The organism is Snuella lapsa (genome assembly GCF_039539345.1).
In the GTDB taxonomy this organism is placed as follows: Bacteria; Bacteroidota; Bacteroidia; order Flavobacteriales; family Flavobacteriaceae; genus Snuella; species Snuella lapsa.
Genome location: NZ_BAABCY010000078.1, coordinates 21531 through 39916, shown reverse-complemented (window position 1 = coordinate 39916; position 18386 = coordinate 21531). Strand labels below are relative to the sequence as shown.

18 protein-coding genes are annotated in these 18386 nt (G+C 37.9%); 6 read left to right on the top strand and 12 right to left on the bottom strand.

The window, feature by feature from the left end:
* Positions 1-47 precede the first annotated feature (47 nt).
* The 6 genes from nqrF to ABD792_RS14530 form a co-directional block, all read right to left on the bottom strand.
* On the bottom strand, positions 48-1355 hold the full coding sequence (nqrF, locus tag ABD792_RS14555; RefSeq protein WP_345007116.1) for an NADH:ubiquinone reductase (Na(+)-transporting) subunit F: 1308 nt from the start codon (positions 1353-1355) through the stop codon (positions 48-50).
* Between the two features lies 1 nt (position 1356).
* The gene (nqrE, locus tag ABD792_RS14550; RefSeq protein ID WP_345007004.1) at positions 1357-2112 is read right to left on the bottom strand and encodes an NADH:ubiquinone reductase (Na(+)-transporting) subunit E; all 756 of its coding nucleotides are present in this window, start codon (positions 2110-2112) and stop codon (positions 1357-1359) included.
* A 75-nt stretch (positions 2113-2187) separates the two neighbouring features.
* The gene (locus ABD792_RS14545; RefSeq protein WP_345007003.1) at positions 2188-2835 is read right to left on the bottom strand and encodes an NADH:ubiquinone reductase (Na(+)-transporting) subunit D; all 648 of its coding nucleotides are present in this window, start codon (positions 2833-2835) and stop codon (positions 2188-2190) included.
* A gap of 6 nt (positions 2836-2841) precedes the next feature.
* Positions 2842-3588 carry a Na(+)-translocating NADH-quinone reductase subunit C gene (locus ABD792_RS14540; protein WP_345007002.1) on the bottom strand — a complete coding sequence of 249 codons (747 nt, stop codon included), beginning with the start codon at positions 3586-3588 and terminating at the stop codon, positions 2842-2844.
* Positions 3589-3590: 2 nt separating this feature from the next.
* On the bottom strand, positions 3591-4817 hold the full coding sequence (locus ABD792_RS14535) for an NADH:ubiquinone reductase (Na(+)-transporting) subunit B (RefSeq protein WP_345007001.1): 1227 nt from the start codon (positions 4815-4817) through the stop codon (positions 3591-3593).
* Positions 4817-6175: a Na(+)-translocating NADH-quinone reductase subunit A gene (locus tag ABD792_RS14530; protein WP_345006999.1), complete on the bottom strand. Its 1359-nt coding sequence runs from the start codon at positions 6173-6175 to the stop codon at positions 4817-4819. Before ABD792_RS14530 ends, ABD792_RS14535 begins: the two co-directional genes overlap by 1 nt.
* 159 nt (positions 6176-6334) lie before the next feature.
* Here ABD792_RS14530 and ABD792_RS14525 point away from each other — a divergent pair, with 159 nt between their 5' ends.
* Complete coding sequence (locus tag ABD792_RS14525; RefSeq protein WP_345006998.1) at positions 6335-7585, top strand: type IX secretion system plug protein; 1251 nt, start codon at positions 6335-6337, stop codon at positions 7583-7585.
* Positions 7586-7728: 143 nt separating this feature from the next.
* Positions 7729-8115 carry a Co2+/Mg2+ efflux protein ApaG gene (gene apaG / locus ABD792_RS14520; protein WP_199111930.1) on the top strand — a complete coding sequence of 129 codons (387 nt, stop codon included), beginning with the start codon at positions 7729-7731 and terminating at the stop codon, positions 8113-8115.
* Here the strand turns inward: apaG and ABD792_RS14515 are convergent.
* Both ABD792_RS14515 and ABD792_RS14510 read right to left on the bottom strand, forming a co-directional pair.
* Complete coding sequence (locus ABD792_RS14515) at positions 8107-9111, bottom strand: DUF6695 family protein (RefSeq protein WP_345006996.1); 1005 nt, start codon at positions 9109-9111, stop codon at positions 8107-8109. The genes apaG and ABD792_RS14515 overlap by 9 nt on opposite strands.
* Entirely contained in the window at positions 9104-9829 is a 726-nt protein-coding gene (locus ABD792_RS14510; protein ID WP_345006995.1) for an NRDE family protein, read from the bottom strand. Before ABD792_RS14510 ends, ABD792_RS14515 begins: the two co-directional genes overlap by 8 nt.
* Positions 9830-9997: 168 nt before the next feature.
* On the opposite strand from ABD792_RS14510, the gene pruA reads away from it, so the two are divergent.
* From pruA to ABD792_RS14490, 4 genes are all read left to right on the top strand, one after another.
* Positions 9998-11626, top strand: a complete 1629-nt coding sequence (gene pruA, locus ABD792_RS14505) for an L-glutamate gamma-semialdehyde dehydrogenase (RefSeq protein ID WP_345006994.1) — start codon at positions 9998-10000, stop codon at positions 11624-11626.
* Positions 11627-11841: 215 nt separating this feature from the next.
* Positions 11842-12855 carry a DUF3500 domain-containing protein gene (locus ABD792_RS14500; protein WP_345006993.1) on the top strand — a complete coding sequence of 338 codons (1014 nt, stop codon included), beginning with the start codon at positions 11842-11844 and terminating at the stop codon, positions 12853-12855.
* A 27-nt stretch (positions 12856-12882) separates the two neighbouring features.
* On the top strand, positions 12883-13776 hold the full coding sequence (locus tag ABD792_RS14495; RefSeq protein ID WP_345006992.1) for an SMP-30/gluconolactonase/LRE family protein: 894 nt from the start codon (positions 12883-12885) through the stop codon (positions 13774-13776).
* Positions 13777-13827: 51 nt separating this feature from the next.
* Complete coding sequence (locus ABD792_RS14490; protein WP_345006991.1) at positions 13828-14589, top strand: cyclase family protein; 762 nt, start codon at positions 13828-13830, stop codon at positions 14587-14589.
* 128 nt (positions 14590-14717) lie between these two features.
* Here the strand turns inward: ABD792_RS14490 and ABD792_RS14485 are convergent, their stop codons facing one another.
* The 4 genes from ABD792_RS14485 to ABD792_RS14470 form a co-directional block, all read right to left on the bottom strand.
* Positions 14718-15077, bottom strand: a complete 360-nt coding sequence (locus ABD792_RS14485; RefSeq protein WP_345006990.1) for a nuclear transport factor 2 family protein — start codon at positions 15075-15077, stop codon at positions 14718-14720.
* 17 nt (positions 15078-15094) lie between these two features.
* The gene (locus ABD792_RS14480) at positions 15095-15700 is read right to left on the bottom strand and encodes a DapH/DapD/GlmU-related protein (protein WP_345006988.1); all 606 of its coding nucleotides are present in this window, start codon (positions 15698-15700) and stop codon (positions 15095-15097) included.
* Positions 15701-15929: 229 nt separating this feature from the next.
* On the bottom strand, positions 15930-17351 hold the full coding sequence (locus ABD792_RS14475; RefSeq protein WP_345006987.1) for an SDR family oxidoreductase: 1422 nt from the start codon (positions 17349-17351) through the stop codon (positions 15930-15932).
* Positions 17352-17521: 170 nt separating this feature from the next.
* A complete protein-coding gene (locus ABD792_RS14470) occupies positions 17522-18316 on the bottom strand; it encodes a glycerophosphodiester phosphodiesterase (protein ID WP_345006986.1) in 795 nt (264 codons plus the stop codon).
* Between the last annotated feature and the right edge of the window lie 70 nt (positions 18317-18386).

Genomic DNA, 18386 nt, shown 5'->3' with positions numbered 1-18386 from the left:
CTAGATTGCACTTTAGATTTAGAAAGTATTCTTAAACAGAATACCACCTATCCTCCAAAGTCATCAAATCTAATATGCTCATCTGGGATACCAAAATCTTCTCCCATTTTCTGAACTGCTTTGTTCATTAACGGTGGCCCACAGAAATACAATTCAATATCTTCTGGCGCATCGTGCTTGCTAAGGTAATTATCAATCACACAGTTGTGAATAAAACCTACAAACCCATCACCTGGCGCATCAATATCTTCCTTAACCTTCCAGTTGTCTTCTGGTAAAGGCTCAGATAATGCCAAGAAGAATCTAAAGTTAGGGAACTCTCTTTCTAATTCGTAAAAGTGATCTAAATAGAACAACTCACGTTTAGAACGTCCACCGTACCAATACGTAACTTTACGTCCTGTCTTTAATGTTTTAAACAAGTGATATAAATGCGAACGCATCGGTGCCATACCAGCCCCACCACCTACATAAAGCATTTCAGATTCAGACTCATTAATAAAGAACTCACCATAAGGACCAGATATCACTACTTTATCTCCTGGTTTTCTAGAGAAAATGTAAGACGATGCAATCCCAGGATTTACATCCATCCAACCATTCTTAGCACGATCCCATGGTGGCGTAGCAATACGAACATTTAACATGATCTCGCGCCCTTCAGCAGGATATGAAGCCATGGAATAAGCACGCTCCACAGTTTCATCATTTTTCATCACTAAGGGCCAAAGACCAAACTTATCCCATTCCGCTTGGAATTTATCTGGTGTTTCATGCTCCTCTGGATGTGCTGTTATATCAATATCAGAATACTTAATTTCGCATTGTGGAATTTCAATTTGAATATACCCACCTGCTTTATAATTCATGTCTTCAGGTATCTCAACAACAAACTCCTTAATAAAAGAAGCTACATTATAGTTACGCACAACAGTCGCTTCCCATTTTTTAATACCAAACACTTCCTCTGGAATGGTAATGTTCATGTCCTGCTTTACTTTTACCTGACATGCTAAACGTGCTCCGTGCTGTAATTCTTTACGCGTAAAGTGTGGCGTTTCTGTTGGAAGTGCTTCACCACCCCCTGATAAAACATGACATTCACATTGAATACATGTTCCACCTCCACCACATGCTGATGGCAAAAATATTTTTTGGCCTCCCAAAGTAGATAATAAACTATCTCCAGATCCCACCTCAATTTCTCGTTCACCATTAATGGTAATCTTAACGGGACCAGATGGCGACAATTTTTGTTTAACAACTAATAGTAATGCTACCAATAAAAGCGTAATGATTAAAAAAGCGATTACTGTTGCGATTATTGTTCCTAATGTACTTGCGGCTAAAATCATATTACTCATTTACTTTTATGTTGTTAGCTAACACTTTCTCTTCTTCTCCTTCTGTTGCTGACACATTAGAAGCTATTGCTTCTTCCTCCTTTTCATCAACTACAACAGCTGTTTTTGTTTCACTCTTAGCTTCTTCGTCACCTCCGGTTAACATACCTCCAAAACTCATAAACCCAATCGCCATTAAACCTGTGATAATAAATGTAATCCCTAAACCTCTTAATGCAGGTGGCACGTTTGAGTACCTAATCTTTTCACGAATAGCTGCAATTGCCAAGATGGCTAAAAACCAACCAATACCCGAGCCTACTCCATAAACGGTCGCCAAACCTAATGTAGGAATCTCACGAGACTGCATAAATAACGATCCTCCTAAGATCGCACAGTTTACGGCAATAAGTGGCAAGAAAATACCAAGTGAGTTATATAAAGATGGTGAAAACTTCTCTACCACTATCTCTACCAATTGTACCATAGTAGCAATGGTAGCAATAAACATAATAAAAGACAAGAAGCTTAGGTCGTAGTCTACATATTCAGCACCCAACCATTTTAGCGCTCCTGGTTGTAATAAGTACTGATCCAGTAACCAGTTTAAAGGCACCGTAATAGCCAATACAAAAATAACAGCCGCACCTAAACCAACTGCTGTGCTTACTTTTTTAGATACTGCAAGGTAAGAACACATTCCAAGGAACGTGGCAAATACCATGTTATCTATAAATATTGATTTGAAAAATAATTCTATATGTTCCATATTCTTTTATAGTTTTCAGTCTCAGTCCCAGTTAACAGTAACTTCTGCATACTGCAACTGTAAACTGCATACTGATTAATGATCTTCTACTAATGCTTTATTTTTAGTTCGTTGTACCCAAATGATAATACCAACCACGATTAATGCCATAGGAGACAATAACATAAACCCATTATTTTCATAACCTATAGCATACAGACCTGTTTTTTCGATAGGATCACCAAGCACCTTGAAACCTAATAAGGTTCCCGAACCCAATAACTCCCTAAAAAAACCAACAATAACCAAAATAATACCGTAACCTGCTGCATTACCTACACCATCTAGAAACGAACGCCAAGGACCATTCCCCAAAGCAAAAGCTTCAAAACGTCCCATGATAATACAGTTGGTAATAATTAAGCCTACGAATACCGATAAGGTTTTACTTAATTCATACGAGAATGCCTTTAGCACCAAATCTACTATAATAACCAAGGTAGCAACCACTACAAGCTGTACAATAATCCTGATCTTAGAAGGTATAATGTTTCGCATTAATGAGATAACGACATTACCCAATCCTAATACAAACAATACAGAAATGGACATCACAATCGATGCTTTTAATTCAGCCGTAATTGCCAAGGCCGAACAAATACCTAATACCTGAATGGTAATTGGGTTATTATCTGCTAATGGATCTAATATTAACTTGCTGTCTTTTTTTGATAAAAGTCCCATAAAATGCTAGTTTTTTAAAGTTTCGAAATATGACTTATAAAGCTTTAAATCACTTTTAATCATTGCTGTTACACCATCACCCGTAATAGTCGCTCCGGCAATAGCATCTATTTCATTATCAGTTTTATCGTCGTTCTTTGGATCGGCGTTACCCTTTGCTACAGTAATACCCTTAAAATTACCCGAGGCATCCAATAAATGCTCACCAATAAAATCGTCCATAAAGAAACGCTCTTTAATATTTGCCCCTAAACCAGGGGTTTCTCCCTTATGGTCAAAATAAGCGCCTTGAACTACCATATTGGCATCCATAGCAACATAACCCCAAATAGCATCCCAAAGCCCTTTACCTCTAATAGGCGCTATATAATAGGTAGCCCCATCCTTTTCTCCAATAAACAAAGGCAGTCTCCTTGTTTTACCAGCTTTGGCATTGGCCTGCTCTTTTTTAACATCTATTAAATACGCTTGGTCGTCTTCCGAAACCTTTCCGTTCTCTATAATCAATTGCTTTGTTATATATTTTGCAAAGGCTTCCGGTGCTTTATCGGTTGAAATGAATGTTGCACTACTGCCATCATTTTCATTAATACCCATTGCATACAAAATATTTTGTTGCTTCTCTAAACGCTTATTTTCGTTAATTCTTGGCTTTAATGATTCGGCAGCAAAAGCTAATAATGCACCTACCAAAAGCACCATTCCTATGGCGAATATAATTGTATATGAATTTTTATCCGTTCTCTTTTCCATCGTTAAGCCGTTTTTACTTTAAGACGTTTCTTTCTCTTCTTGACATTGCCTTGAACCACATAATGGTCGATCGTTGGTGCAAATACGTTCATTAACAGAATCGCCAACATCACACCTTCAGGATATGCTGGGTTGAAGACACGAATCATTATAGAAATAAATCCTACCAAGAAACCATATATCCACTTACCTTTATTGGTTTGTGAAGCTGTAACAGGATCGGTAGCCATAAACACCGTACCAAAAGCAAAGCCTCCAATTAATAAATGATGCCACCAAGTAGTGCTCATTAAACCGTAAAACTTACTTGATTCTGTTATCCATCCACTGGCTACAACCTGATTAAAGATTAAGCCCATTACAATTGCTCCCAATACAGACGACAACATAATTCTCCAACTTCCAATTTTAGCAAAAACCAAGAACAACCCTCCTAATAAAATTAACAAGGTAGACGTTTCCCCTACCGATCCAGGAATGAAGCCCAAGAACATATCCATTACACTATAACCAGCTGCTTTTCCTTGCGCCAAGCTTCCCAAAATAGTTTCTCCTGAAATGGCATCCAAATTAGCTCCGGCTGCAATCTCTTGCGTTCTTTTTACCGCACCTTCAACCCATACTTTATCACCACTCATCCAAGTTGGGTAAGCAAAAAACAAAAAGGCTCTTATGGTTAGGGCAGGGTTTAAAATATTCATCCCAGTACCACCAAACACTTCTTTTCCTATTACGACACCAAAAGCTACTGCTACTGCCAACATCCATAATGGAATATCTACAGGTACAATAAGTGGCACTAACATACCTGTTACCAGATACCCTTCTTCAACCTCGTGCTTCTTAATAATCGCAAACAAGAACTCAATACCCAAACCTACACCATAAGACACGATAACCAATGGTAATATCTTCCAAAAACCAATTAAAAAGTTATCTAAAGTCCAAAATTCTGGGCTAAAAAATCCTGCAGTCACAGCTTGAATTTCTCCAAAAGCTATGTTGTGTTGGTAACCTGCATTAAACATACCAAAAATCAAACACGGCACCATGGCCATAATAACCGTATTCATAGTACGTTTTAAATCATCGGCCGCTTTAATATGAGTACCTCCGTGGGTCGTCTCGTCCGGCAAATACAAAAAGGTATGAAGCGCATTAAAGGCAGGAGCCATTTTAGAGCTTCTATACTTTCTTTTTAATATATGTAATTTATTTTTTAAACTCATTATCCTATCTCTTTAAGCATTAAGTCAAGACCTTCTCTAATAATTTTTTGATGCGGTTGTTTAGACACACAAACAAATTCTGTTAAAGCGAAATCCTCAGGAGCAACTTCATACATTCCCAAAGCTTCCATTTCATCTAAATCCTTATACATACACGCTTTTAATATTTGCATAGGATAAATATCTAGAGGAAATACTTCTTCATAGGTTCCTGTTGTAACAAAAGCACGATGTTCTCCATTTGTATTGGTATTTAAATCGTACTCTTTATTTGGGTTTAACCAAGAAAAAGTTAAGGCTCTTGACGTAGATATCTTATTGAATACAGGTTTGTTCCAACCAAAAAGCTCGTAATCGTCTCCTTCTGGCAGTATAGAAATAACATTGCTGTAATAATCTAAATACCCATCAGGACGAACGCGTTTTCCACTCAATACATTTCCAGAGATAATTCTGGCATGGGCACCTTCAGCCAAACCTTTGTCGTAAATCATAGTAGCGACTTCACTTCCAAGCTTTGTCACAAAATATCTAGGCTTTTCAACTAAAGATCCAACCAAAGCGACTATACGCTCAGCATTAAACTTCCCTGTTAACAAAAGTTCACCTATTATTACTAAATCCTGAGGACTAACCGTCCATACAACTTCACCTTTGTTTACAGGATCAATTTTATTAATCTGTGTCCCTACATTCCCCGAAGGATGAGGCCCTGAAACTTTATGAAGAGTAACTCCCGTCAAACCTGCCAATGGCGAATCTGTACTGGCTTTGCCTATTGAAACATGTACCTTGCCTTCGGTAAGTTTTCCTAAAGCTGTAACAGCTGCCTGCAACTCAGCTTCCTTACCTTTTAAAGTAAAATCGTAATCGGCTGCCAAAGGAGCACTAGCGTATCCAGAGATAAAAATAGCTTTTGGCGACTTGTCTGGATTTGCAATAACATCATACGGGCGCTGTTTAATAAATGGCCAACATCCCGAAGCTAACAAATGGTTTTTAGTAGCCTCTGGTGTTTCACTATCCACATTAAACACACCATTATCTTGGTACGTTTGTTCTTTATCAGCCTGAATTTTAATGGCTAATATCTTTCTTTTTTCACCACGAGTGATTTCTAAAATCTCTCCAGAAACCGGAGACACAAACTTTACAGCTTCATTGGATTTATCATAAAACACAGGCTCACCTGCTTTCACTTTAGTTCCAACTTTAGAAATTAATTTAGGTATAACGCCGTGGAAATCTTCAGGTCTTAAAGTATAAAAGTTACTTACTGTGGCCTTTTCCAAGGATTGTTCAGCTTCACCTTTAAGTTTAATGTCTAGACCTTTTTTAATGCGAATGTCGTTTGACATATTTTTTTTATTGAAATTAGTTGTCTAAAAATCGCTGCAAAAGTACAAATTTATAATGCAGTTTTCATAATAAATTATGTATAATTTTATGTACTTAACAAGAACTTTTACGTTAGGTATTAATTTTGCTTATATTTACAAAAATACCCGTAACAAATCATGATATTTAAGTCCTCTATTTTTTTAACCTTTTTCTTTGTTCCAATATTGTTTTTTTGCCAAGTAAAAGAGGTCAACCCTCCTGCTTATATAAAAACCATTAATTTTAGAGGAGACACACCAGAAAGTCAATTACCCTTATTAAAACTTGGCGATTATCTGGTTTTGGAATTCGATGCTCTAAACGGCGACGAAAGTGATTATTATTACAAAATTGAGCATTACGATTTCGACTGGACCCCCTCTGCTTTGGCCAAACCCGAATTTATGGATGGTTTCGACAATCAACGTATCAGGAATTACGAAAACTCCTTTAACACGTACCAAGTGTACTCGCACTACCAACTTACCATTCCCAATGCCCAAACCAAACGTTTAAAAGTTTCGGGCAATTACATGCTTTCCATTTTTAACAATGATGATGAGCTTATGTTCTCAAGAAAGTTTATGATTTACGAAGACAAGGCTTTGGTAGGTGTTAGTATCAAACGCACACGCGACATTCAGTTCATTGAACAAAAACAACGGGTAGATATCACCATTGCATCCAATACGATGCACTTTAACAACCCCAAACAAACAGTAAAAACTTTAGTGATCCAAAACAACAACTTAAACACAGCTATCTCTAGCCTGAAGCCCCAATACACCATTGGAAACAAACTAATTTACAAGTACGATACAGAATCCAGTTTTTGGGGTGGCAACGAATATTTGTTTTTCGAAAACAAAGACGTAAGAGCTGCCAATACCGGAATACAGTCTATAGACTTAAAAGACATTTATCACAACTACCTGTTTATAAACACGCCTAGAGCTCATAAACCTTACACCTATAATCCAGACATTAACGGCAATTACCTCATCACCAGTATTGGAACCGACAACCCAGATATTGAAGCCGACTATGTGTGGATGCACTTTGCATTGGAAGCAAACGAATCGTTCCTAAACAAATCCGTACATGTTTATGGCAATTTTAACAACTATGCCATAGACGAAAGCACAAAGCTCCATTACGATCCAGATAACGATATACTAGTAAACCAAATGCTTTTAAAGCAAGGATTTTACAATTACAAATATATTGTAGTTAATGAAAATGGTTCCATTGACGAAGGTGCCATAAGCGGCGACTTTTACCAAACAGAAAACGATTACAAAGTTATTGTTTACTACCGCGACCTTGGTGCGCGCTACGATAAAATCATTGGTTTGGGATCTGGTAGTTCTGTAAACATTTCCAATTAACAACTACTATGTACTTTAATTAAGAAAACCTTAAAAAAGACAATTCGACTACTTTTTTCGTTCGTACATAGTAAATTTTACAGTTAGCAATGCTTTATTTATTATTTTTGTAGCGCAAAAACATTGATTTTTCAATAGTTAACATGGTTCAACAAGTAACAAAAGGCATAAAAATTTCGGTAGAAACCAATTTTGAAGGCTCATTTTATAAAGATTATAAAATGCATTACGCTTTTGGCTATAAAATTACCATTGAAAACCAAAGTAAAGATTCCGTACAACTCAACACCCGGAAATGGCATATATTAGATGCCTTAAACAATAAAGAAATTGTTTCCGGCGAGGGCGTTGTAGGTAAGAAACCGGTTATTAAACCTGGAGAATCACACACCTATACTTCGGGATGCCTACTAACCTCTCCATTTGGAGCCATGCACGGTCATTACAACATGGTAAACTTCACCACCACCCAAAGATTTAAGGTAACCATACCAACATTTAAACTTAGTGCTCCATTTGCATTAAACTAGATCGTCTGTTTTTCTATAAAACTTATAAACAGTCTCCTGTTGTTTCACATGAAAGAACTTACAGTTTGAATAATGTACAAACTCAAATGCTTGGTAGTAATCAAAACGTGTATCATTTACAACATACTTATCATACACATCTATATTACCATACGGCGAAATACGCTTAAAATAATATACCGCATCTTGATGGGTTGGATACAACTCAAACCAGGCGCCAGCAGCTATCCCAGAAAGCCACTGCGCCTTTTCGTGCAACCCCTCCACCAAACGCGGGAACAATGTCCCTTCAAAACTCGGCTTATGATCCTTCAGCCTGTCTAAAAAACAACGCAGGTTTTCACTTTTTTGAGAGCCCGTAAACTCTGAAATCGCACCACTCTCAGAAACCGCAAAGACCTGCTCTCCTGTATTAGCAAGCAACACATTACCTACAGTGCTTGGCGTAAATAACTTAGAGTTTTGCAATTTCTTCTTAATAGCTTTATCCCTAACCGATGCAATCAAGGTATCTGTCACAAAACGCGCACAATTACAAGCTTCTTTAATAAAAGCCGCATACCTTATAAAATGTTTGTCCTGCATCCTATTTATATGCGCTCTTGCTTTTTTATAATCTACAGCATCACAAACCGAAGCGACCAATTTTCCTTCGCCATGGGTAAACTTAGGATGCGTGCCCAAAAATTCCAAAATATCCCCTAAATTAGTAATTGTATCGTCCTTAATATTGGCCACTAAGGGAAAGTGCAGCTCATTATCCGTATCACGCCCCCTCACACGCCCATGAGGTTCTGGTGTTATATAACGCCCAAAATCGTGATACTCTAAAACACCCGTAGATTTATCTATTAAGACCAATGCAGCATGGCCTGCACGCACATAATCTTTTTTACCAATACCAAAAAAACGCAAGTACGGAGAAAACCATTCTTCCGAAACCATCACAATGGTTTCCGGATATGCCAGCGTTAAAATAATTCCAGTACTAGTCATTAACAACTTCAGAAAGATTGAGTTCTTTAGTAACCACCAGATTATTTTCCAGACCTTCATAAAGCATTTCAACACGCCCCTTTTGCTTTACTACTTGCGTAATACTCGTAGTTTTTACAATCCCCCTATCCATTACAACACCATAATCTAAATTACCCTGCCCAGCTGTTTTATGAAATTCCATAAGCGAGGAGGCATCCATGCTATTGTTTTGTTTGAAAGTTTCAAACCAATGCAAGCGCTCTGCTTTCATAAATGCTGTATACAATGTAGAAGAAGACCAAATTGCTGGCTCTAAAGGCAAATCCTTAAAGTGCTTTATTTCGCCGTCCCAAACCAATTCATAGAATTTCAAGACAGTATCCCAATCCACTATAACCATGGTAAAAGGCTCAACTCCATTTAAATCATAAGTATCAACAGCCATCTTTAAGTCCCCAGCAACCATTATGTCCTTAGCAACGATACCACGACTTAATCTATAACTTGCTTTTCGTTCATGATATTCAAACCCTCCATTAAGTACACATACGAGGCGGTTTCTTTCACTCAAACCGATCCAGGTACCATTAGACACAACATCCTTTGGGTACAATGCCTTTGCATTGCCAATATTATAAATCTCTGGTGCTAGTGATATTCTATCCGGTGCCTCATCACGGTTAGATGTTAACACAAAATCATGGCTGCCTTTGGGTATTATTGTTACTGTACACATATATTTTATAGTCCAAAAATAGACTGCCAACTTACAAAAAATAAAGAAACATCATACTATTTTGACTAAATCCTCCCCTATTTTTTAAGAAAACATTACAGGTTCGATCCTCATTAAATTTGTAAATTTGCAGCCTATTTACTAATAACTCTATAAAAACATAAAATAATGGGAAAAGGATTTTTTAATGTACCCGTAGCTATTAACGAACCTGTTAAAGGATATGTACCAGGATCTCCAGAACGCGAAGCGGTTCTTGAAGCATATAAAACCATGTTTAATAGCTCAGTCGACGTCCCAATGTACATTAATGGTGAAGATGTAACCACTGGCAACACCCGTACCATGTCTCCACCTCACGATCATAAACATATTGTAGGTACCTACCATTTGGCAGACAAATCGCTTGTTGAAGCTGCTATTAGCACAGCCCTCGAAGCCAGAAAGGCATGGGCACAAACACCATGGGAGCAACGTGCCGCTATCTTTTTAAAGGCAGCCGAGCTAGTTGCAGGTCCATACAGAGCAAAAATAAATGCAGCTACCATGATCGCTCAGTCAAAAACCATCCACCAGGCAGAAATCGACTCAGCTTGCGAATTGGTTGACTTCCTACGCTTTAACGTACAGTTCATGACCGATATTTATCATGAACAACCTGAAAGCACAAGCGATGCCTGGAACCGCATAGAGTATAGACCTCTTGAGGGATTCACCTATGCCGTAACCCCTTTTAACTTTACTGCCATTGCTGGTAACTTACCTGCATGTATGGCTCTAATGGGCAACGTTGTGGTTTGGAAACCTAGTGACAGTCAAATATATTCTGCCAAAGTGATTATGGACGTATTTAAAGAAGCAGGTGTTCCTGCAGGCGTTATTAATGTTGTTTTTGGAGATCCCGTAATGATTTCTGAAACCGTTCTTAGCAGTCCCGATTTCTCTGGATTACACTTTACCGGATCTACTTTTGTATTTAAAGAACTTTGGAAACAAATTGGAAACAACATCCATAACTACAAAACCTACCCAAGAATCGTAGGTGAGACAGGAGGTAAAGATTTCATCGTTGCACACAAAACGGCCAATGCAAAGCAAGTGGCCACTGCCATTGTTCGTGGAGCTTTCGAATTCCAAGGTCAAAAATGTAGCGCAGCATCCAGAGCCTACATTCCAACCAGCTTATGGGAAGATGTAAAAAACTATGTTATCGAAGATGTTAATTCCATTAAAATGGGATCTCCAGAAGACATGAGCAACTTCTTTACAGCTGTAATCCATGAAGGTTCTTTCGATAAACTTGCTAAATATATAGACCAAGCTAAAGCCGATGCCGATGCCGAAATTATTATTGGAGGCGGATACGACAAAAGCAAAGGGTACTTTATTGAACCAACCGTTATCTTAACAAGCAACCCAAAATACACAACTATGTGTACAGAGTTATTTGGACCCGTAATTACCATATACGTATATGAAGACGATGCCTATTCCGAAACTTTAAAGCTAGTTGACGAAACCAGTGAATATGCATTAACAGGAGCTATTTTGGCAACCGACAGATATGCGATTACCGAGGCTACTAAAGCCTTACAAAATTGCGCAGGTAACTTTTACATTAACGACAAACCAACCGGAGCTGTTGTAGGACAACAACCTTTTGGTGGTGCCAGAGCATCTGGAACAAACGATAAAGCTGGGAGTGCCCAAAACTTATTACGTTGGGTGTCACCTCGTATGATAAAAGAAACCTTTGTAACACCAACAGATTACAGATATCCGTTCTTAGGAGAATAGTAGTCTTGAATAATAAATTTTTTAACCCCGTCAGGTTCTCTGGCGGGGTTTCTTTTTGCTATACTATAGTCATTGACAAAAAATAGCACTATCTTTAATGCACTTTTACACCATTTTTGATTTAAAAAAAGTAAATAAAACACTGCGCTTTTTTTGCTTAAACAAAATAATTAAGTTGGAAATGGTAACTAACATGCCATTTAAAACTCAACAAAATGCAAAGATTATACCTTGTTATCCTTGTCCTTGCCCTCCCTTTTTCATTTTATGCCCTTCAAGCCAACGATTCAAATCCCGCAGCAGACTTTATAAATGCGTTGAGCGAAGAACAACAAAACAAAATCATCCTTGACTTTAACGCCCCTACTAAAACATCTTGGCATTTTTTCCCACCCAGCATGTGGCCCAGAGAAGGTGTTCCTCTTAGTGAATTAACTCCTGAACAAAATACTTTATTACTTATTTTATTGCAGACTTACTTAAGCGAAATAGGTTACAAAAAAACCATGAAGATTATCGATCTAGAAAATGTATTAGCAGAATTAAGTGGCGATTATGCCTTTCGTGATGCCAAAAAATATTATACTGCCTTTTACGGCAACCCCTTAAAAGATACTATTTGGGCCTGGTCTTTTGAAGGCCACCACCTGTCCCTTAACTTTACCTGCTTTGATAACAAAATATCATTTACACCACGATTTTTTGGAGCAAATCCTGCCACTATCAAAAAAGGCAAAAGAAAAGGAGAGCGCACACTGCATAAAGAAGAAGACCTGGGACTAGAACTCATTAACTCCATGTCGGATGAACAATTGCAAAAGGCCATTTTTAAAGAAGAAGCACTTCCAGACATTGTCACATCCAATACCTCAAAAATTACACCATTAGAACCTGTAGGGATCAACATGCATGATTTAAGCAACTCACAACAACTGCTATTGTTACAACTTATTAATGAATACATAGCAAGCATGCCTACAGAATTGGCCATAAAAAGAATGAATACCCTAAAACTAGAAGAAACAAATGCCATTAAGTTTGGTTGGGCTGGAGGCACTGCACTCGAGAAGCCCCATTATTATAGAATACAAGGAAAAACCTTTTTAATTGAATTTGACAACACACAAAATAGCGCCAACCACATCCACACGGTATGGCGTGATTTTAATGGCGATTTTGGCAAAGACCTAATCAAGGAACACTATCATAAATTCCACCAACATAATTAACTCCTCTTTACTTTTTCATACTTTTTTATGAAAACATATACATTAACCGCTCTCATCTTAGTTTCTACAACAATAATTTCTGTTTCCAAACAGGAAAAAAGCAAAATCATTGCAAAAAATGCTACGGTCGAAAAAGCAGCAACAGGTTTTCTTTTTACCGAGGGACCGGCTATAGCCAAAGACGGCCGTGTATATTTTACCGATCAACCTAACGACCGCATACATATCTGGGACCAAAACAACAAAACATCCCTTTTCTTAGAAGGAACAGGCAGATCTAACGGTATGTACTTTAATGCAAAAGGTCAACTTATTGCCTGCGCCGATGAGAACAACCAATTGGTTTCGTTTAACATGAACAAGGAACGCACTCTACTGCATGAAGGATTTAACGGCTTACACCTAAATGCCCCTAACGACCTTTGGATCACACCTAATCAAGGCATTTATTTCACCGATCCCTATTACCATCGAAAATATTGGAGCAACGACCATAAACAAGTTCAGGATACCCAAGGCGTTTATTATTTAGATCGAGAAGGAAACATCATCCGGGTTATAGACGACTACAAAAAACCCAATGGCATTATTGGCACACCAGATGGAAAAACACTGTATGTCGCCGACATTGAAGCTGGCAAAATATGGCAATACAACATTCAAAGCGACGGTCGCCTTACCAACAAAACCCTTTTTGCTCCACACGGCAGCGATGGTATGACCATAGACCACCAAGGTAATATTTACTTAACAAGTGGTAAAATATGGGTATACAACCCAAAGGGAAAGCTAATAGAAACTATCGAAGTCCCCGAAAGCCCTTCAAATGTATGTTTTGGAGGCAAAAAAAGAAATACCCTTTTCATTACTGCTCGCACTTCTGTTTATACCCTAAAAATGAAAGTCCATGGAGTCGATTAATGTATAATCAAAAAAACATTCACTAGCCTTTAACCCTATAACAATTTACCAATGCAGATTATCGATTTATCAAAACCCATCCAATATAACAAAACCGACCCTTGGTTTATGAAAGTGAAAATAAAGCACAAGCCCCACCACAAAGCAAAGTGGTTAATACGTGCATTAGGCTTGCCTTTTAAATTGTTTCCCGAAGGTTTTGTAGGCTGGGCAGATGATACCATTCAAAAAATGGGCGTTCATGCTACCACACATATCGATGCCCCTTGGCACTATGCCCCAACTTGTAACGGGAAAAAGGCAAAAACCATTGACGAGGTGCCATTGGACTGGTGTTTTGGTGATGGTATCGTGATAGACATGACCCACAAAGCAGATTTCGACCCAATTACAGTATCGGACATCATTAAATTTTTGGAAACAAACAAACTAAGCATACGGCCTGGTATGATCGTACTCATTAAAACAGGAAGGGATAAGTTTAACGGAACCAAAGACTTCCACAAAACAGGTACAGGTATGAGTGCAGAGGCCACCGAATGGCTTATCGACCAAGGCATTAAGGTGATGGGTATCGATGCCTGGGGCTGGGACCTTCCACTCCCCTATATGCTAAAAAAGGCCAAGGAAACAGGTAATTCCGAATTATTTTGGGAAGCACACTTAGTGGGCAGGAACAAAGAATACTGCCATATGGAACAACTTGTCAATCTGGACGCACTCCCATTAACGGGCTTTAAAATAGCCGTCTTCCCACTTAAAATTGTGGGAGCATCGGCAGCACCGGCAAGAGTAGTAGCAATGCTAGAATAAAGTAAACACTTCGTTGCACACTTTTTTATAGAAACGCAAGAGTTGCTCAGATTTAAAGAACTTTACCGATTTAATTTCACTAAAACAATTGCTTCGTTCGCAACAACCCCATATCAAATATCGATATCTTAAGAACCTTTAAGCTTACGTTCCTCACGTATGTCCCCTATATGGTAGTAAGAAACAATGGCTTCAATAAGGTCGTTATTTATATAATACCACTCACTAACATCAAGGCTAAACTCATGCCCTTGTCTCGCTGTATACCGTACACATGCCTTATTAACACCATAAATACCATCGTGGATTTCAAAAGTATAACCCAAAAACTTATCTTTATTTTCTTTAACCAAATCAAGATATGCAGTTTTACCTTCAATGACTCCAAAAGGGCTGGTATGCTTAAAATTTTCTGAAACTGGCAACATAATAAAATCACCCGAACGCCATTTATCAAACCATTCTTCCACTAGTTGCTTACTTTTCATTTGCCTAATTTATTTAATTATTTACATTGCTCAATAAGTTCCAGCCTCCTTACCACTGTTCCTTTTTTTAAGACCGTTCCAGGAGACAAAACCGCATTAGCTCCTATTTTTGAGCCATCCCCAACCAACGATCCAAATTTGCGAACCCCAGTTTCTATTATATTGCCTTCAAGCATCAGTTTAATTTGTTTGTCCTCTCGCTCGTTATAATGATTTGCTGCAATAGAACCTGCTTCAAAATTCACATAGCTACCAACCATACTATTCCCAATATAGTTTAAATGTGCAATAGCCGATTTTGAACATATTAAACTACTTTTAATTTCCGATGAGGGACCAATCTTAACAGAAGCTCCTAAAATTACGCCTTCCCTAAAATAGGCATGAGCTCCAATGTGACAGTTATCCATGACGATAACAGGCCCCTTGAACGTAACACCTCTTTCCACCTTGGCCGACCGATGTATTGCCACCCCATTTTTAACTTCAAAATCCGCTTCCAACTTTGGTATAATTTCCATAACAATATCTTTCAATCTGGTTGTTATTTCCCATGGAACACCATACCTTCCAATATATTCATAAAATGGGATATTCGACAAGTAATCATTTAAATTAATCATTGTATAAAAATAAAGAATTTCTTGAAACAAACTACCCCCGAGGCAGAGCCATAGGGGTATACTTCGACAGAGCCTGTATCGAGCTTGTAGAGATGCTAAGTACAGGTTTCGCTCGTTTCATTTTGACCTCACGAGGCCAAAAACGGAAATTCTGTATTTAGATTCCCGTTAAAACGAATGACAATTTCAACGGAAACCCCGACGCTGAGCGCTGAAGAATTCTTTTTGATTAAATTAAGGTGCTTAGTTTATTAATCAGCCCTCTAAATATCAAACCATGGAACGGATACACGGCATACCAATACAATCTTCCAGCCAACCCTAACGGCCTAAAGGTCGCTGTCTGAATTAATTCGTTATGCACTATCTTAAATTCAAGCCATGCTTCACCAGGCAATTTCATTTCCGCAAATAGCAATAGCCTACCCTCTTGTTTATCGGCATAAATAACCCGCCAAAAATCCAGCGCATCCCCTACCGAAATTGCATGTTGGTTAGTACGCCCTCTCCTCAGCCCTACACCTCCAAACAATTTATCTAAAAACCCTCTAAACCGCCAAAGTGCATTTCCGTAATACCAACCCGTTTCGCCTCCCAAAGCCCATATTTTTTCAATAGTCGATTCACGATCATTAAAAGTTCTTTTTCTTTGATCCTTAAAACAACCAAAAGTGGGCACCTTAATAAATTCGGAGATATTTATTTGCAAACCACTACTGGAATAGGAGTCTTTCCAGCTGGAGGCAATCTCATTATTCTCAATTTTATCGAACGCATTAAGAAGAGCCTGGCGATACGATATCGGATTTATATTAAGTATTTTATTAATTGTAGCATTTCGGCATACCACCTCTACTTTCATACTATCTACGAGCGATCTGGCCAGTTTATACGATGTTGATGTTACAAAATAAAGCCAATAAGACGACAACCTTGGGGTCATGACTGGCACAATATATATGCTACGCTTTAAATGCCTAATTGCAGCCAGTTCGAGCAGCATGTCCTTATACGAAAGCACGTCATTACAACCAATATCAAAGTTTTGACCATAGGTTCTTTTATCCTGAATAACAGCAATTAAAAACCGCTGCACATCGGCAATCCCTATGGGTTGGCACCTGGTCTGCAACCATTTAGGAGCGATCATAACCGGTAGCTTTTCTACCAGATCCCTCATAATTTCAAAAGATGCACTTCCAGAACCAATAATAATCCCTGCCCTCAGGCAAGTCAAACTATAAGCTCCCTTTTCAAGTTCCTCTTCAACAGTTTTCCTGGACAGCAAATGCTTGGATAAATTCGATTCGTTAACAATACCACTCAAATAAATAACCTGTTTAACCGCTGTTTGCGATAACCTTTCGCGAAAATTTACAGCCGACACATGTTCTAATGACCTATAGTCGTTTGACGACGCCATGGAATGAATCAAGTAATAAGCAACATCAATATCGTCTGGAATCTTCGTCAAGGAAGGCGCATCTAACATATCCACCTCAATAACCGTAATACTTTTGCGTAACGACTGCGGCGGATTAAATCTAGAACTATCCCTAACACAACATACCACATGGTAGCCCTTATTCACCAACAAAGGGAGCATCCGCTTACCTATATACCCTGTAGCACCTGTTAGAAGTATTCTCATTTATTTAAACATTATCCCATTACTTTCCTAAAATTATCAAGAAACAAACGTTCTTTGACATAACCTATTTTTAATTCTTTTTCTTCCAATATTAAAAACCAAAATTTAATTATACAATTCGTTTCTAATAGGTTGCAATCACTTAAAAACACTTATTTATTATAACTGTGCTATTTTTTGTGCCGCTTCATTTTTTTTAATGCTTTATCCGGAAAATCAGTGATTAACCCATCCAATCCCAAATCAATTAACTGTTTCATCTCATCCTTTTCATTAACTGTCCACTTCCACACCTCTATCCCGTGCATATGAGCAAAATTGAGATACGCTTCAGTAACAGTGGTTTCATAACCAACTCCAATAGCATTCGAGTCAATAATCTTTGCATAATCTATGGTCATTTTATCCGCTTTATTTATCAGAAAAAGTATAGGAATATCCTTGTCCAGCTGCCTTATCTTGGCCAATACAGGGTAATAAAAAGAAAATAATATTACTTCATCTTTCATCCCAAGATCATTTACAACATCAATTACCTTTTGCTCTATCCCATAATCCTTAATCTCAATACACACCTTAATTTTCCCCTTGGCCAATGCAAGAGCTTCCCTTAAGGTTGGAATCTTTTCATGTTCATATTTATAACCAAATTTCTTAGGATACCCAACATTAATATACGCCAGTTCACTATAATTCATTTGAGCAATTTCACCTTTTGCTCCATTGGAACACGTTCTATCAACAGTCGAATCGTGGATAACAACAATTGAATCGTTCTTGGTTTTATGAACATCCAACTCAAAGTAATCGGCCTTACATTCAATGGCCTTTTTAAAAGCAACAAGTGTGTTTTCTGGAGCAATGCCGGAAAAACCACGATGTGCAATTATTTTTGTTTGCGCATTGGTCAATACACAGTTAAAAATTAATACCACTATAAAACCAATTCTAATTATTAACTTCATATTAAAATGATTACGCTTTATAGCTAACAATAATAGTAAAATATTCTCCAAGTGCATTACCACTTTGTTT

Coding starts and splice junctions, on each gene's coding strand:
- nqrF (WP_345007116.1), bottom strand. CDS start 1,355: ATGATTTTAGCCGCAAGTACATTAGGAACAATAATCGCAACAGTAATC.
- nqrE (WP_345007004.1), bottom strand. CDS start 2,112: ATGGAACATATAGAATTATTTTTCAAATCAATATTTATAGATAACATG.
- ABD792_RS14545 (WP_345007003.1), bottom strand. CDS start 2,835: ATGGGACTTTTATCAAAAAAAGACAGCAAGTTAATATTAGATCCATTA.
- ABD792_RS14540 (WP_345007002.1), bottom strand. CDS start 3,588: ATGGAAAAGAGAACGGATAAAAATTCATATACAATTATATTCGCCATA.
- ABD792_RS14535 (WP_345007001.1), bottom strand. CDS start 4,817: ATGAGTTTAAAAAATAAATTACATATATTAAAAAGAAAGTATAGAAGC.
- ABD792_RS14530 (WP_345006999.1), bottom strand. CDS start 6,175: ATGTCAAACGACATTCGCATTAAAAAAGGTCTAGACATTAAACTTAAA.
- ABD792_RS14525 (WP_345006998.1), top strand. CDS start 6,335: ATGATATTTAAGTCCTCTATTTTTTTAACCTTTTTCTTTGTTCCAATA.
- apaG (WP_199111930.1), top strand. CDS start 7,729: ATGGTTCAACAAGTAACAAAAGGCATAAAAATTTCGGTAGAAACCAAT.
- ABD792_RS14515 (WP_345006996.1), bottom strand. CDS start 9,111: ATGACTAGTACTGGAATTATTTTAACGCTGGCATATCCGGAAACCATT.
- ABD792_RS14510 (WP_345006995.1), bottom strand. CDS start 9,829: ATGTGTACAGTAACAATAATACCCAAAGGCAGCCATGATTTTGTGTTA.
- pruA (WP_345006994.1), top strand. CDS start 9,998: ATGGGAAAAGGATTTTTTAATGTACCCGTAGCTATTAACGAACCTGTT.
- ABD792_RS14500 (WP_345006993.1), top strand. CDS start 11,842: ATGCAAAGATTATACCTTGTTATCCTTGTCCTTGCCCTCCCTTTTTCA.
- ABD792_RS14495 (WP_345006992.1), top strand. CDS start 12,883: ATGAAAACATATACATTAACCGCTCTCATCTTAGTTTCTACAACAATA.
- ABD792_RS14490 (WP_345006991.1), top strand. CDS start 13,828: ATGCAGATTATCGATTTATCAAAACCCATCCAATATAACAAAACCGAC.
- ABD792_RS14485 (WP_345006990.1), bottom strand. CDS start 15,077: ATGAAAAGTAAGCAACTAGTGGAAGAATGGTTTGATAAATGGCGTTCG.
- ABD792_RS14480 (WP_345006988.1), bottom strand. CDS start 15,700: ATGATTAATTTAAATGATTACTTGTCGAATATCCCATTTTATGAATAT.
- ABD792_RS14475 (WP_345006987.1), bottom strand. CDS start 17,351: ATGAGAATACTTCTAACAGGTGCTACAGGGTATATAGGTAAGCGGATG.
- ABD792_RS14470 (WP_345006986.1), bottom strand. CDS start 18,316: ATGAAGTTAATAATTAGAATTGGTTTTATAGTGGTATTAATTTTTAAC.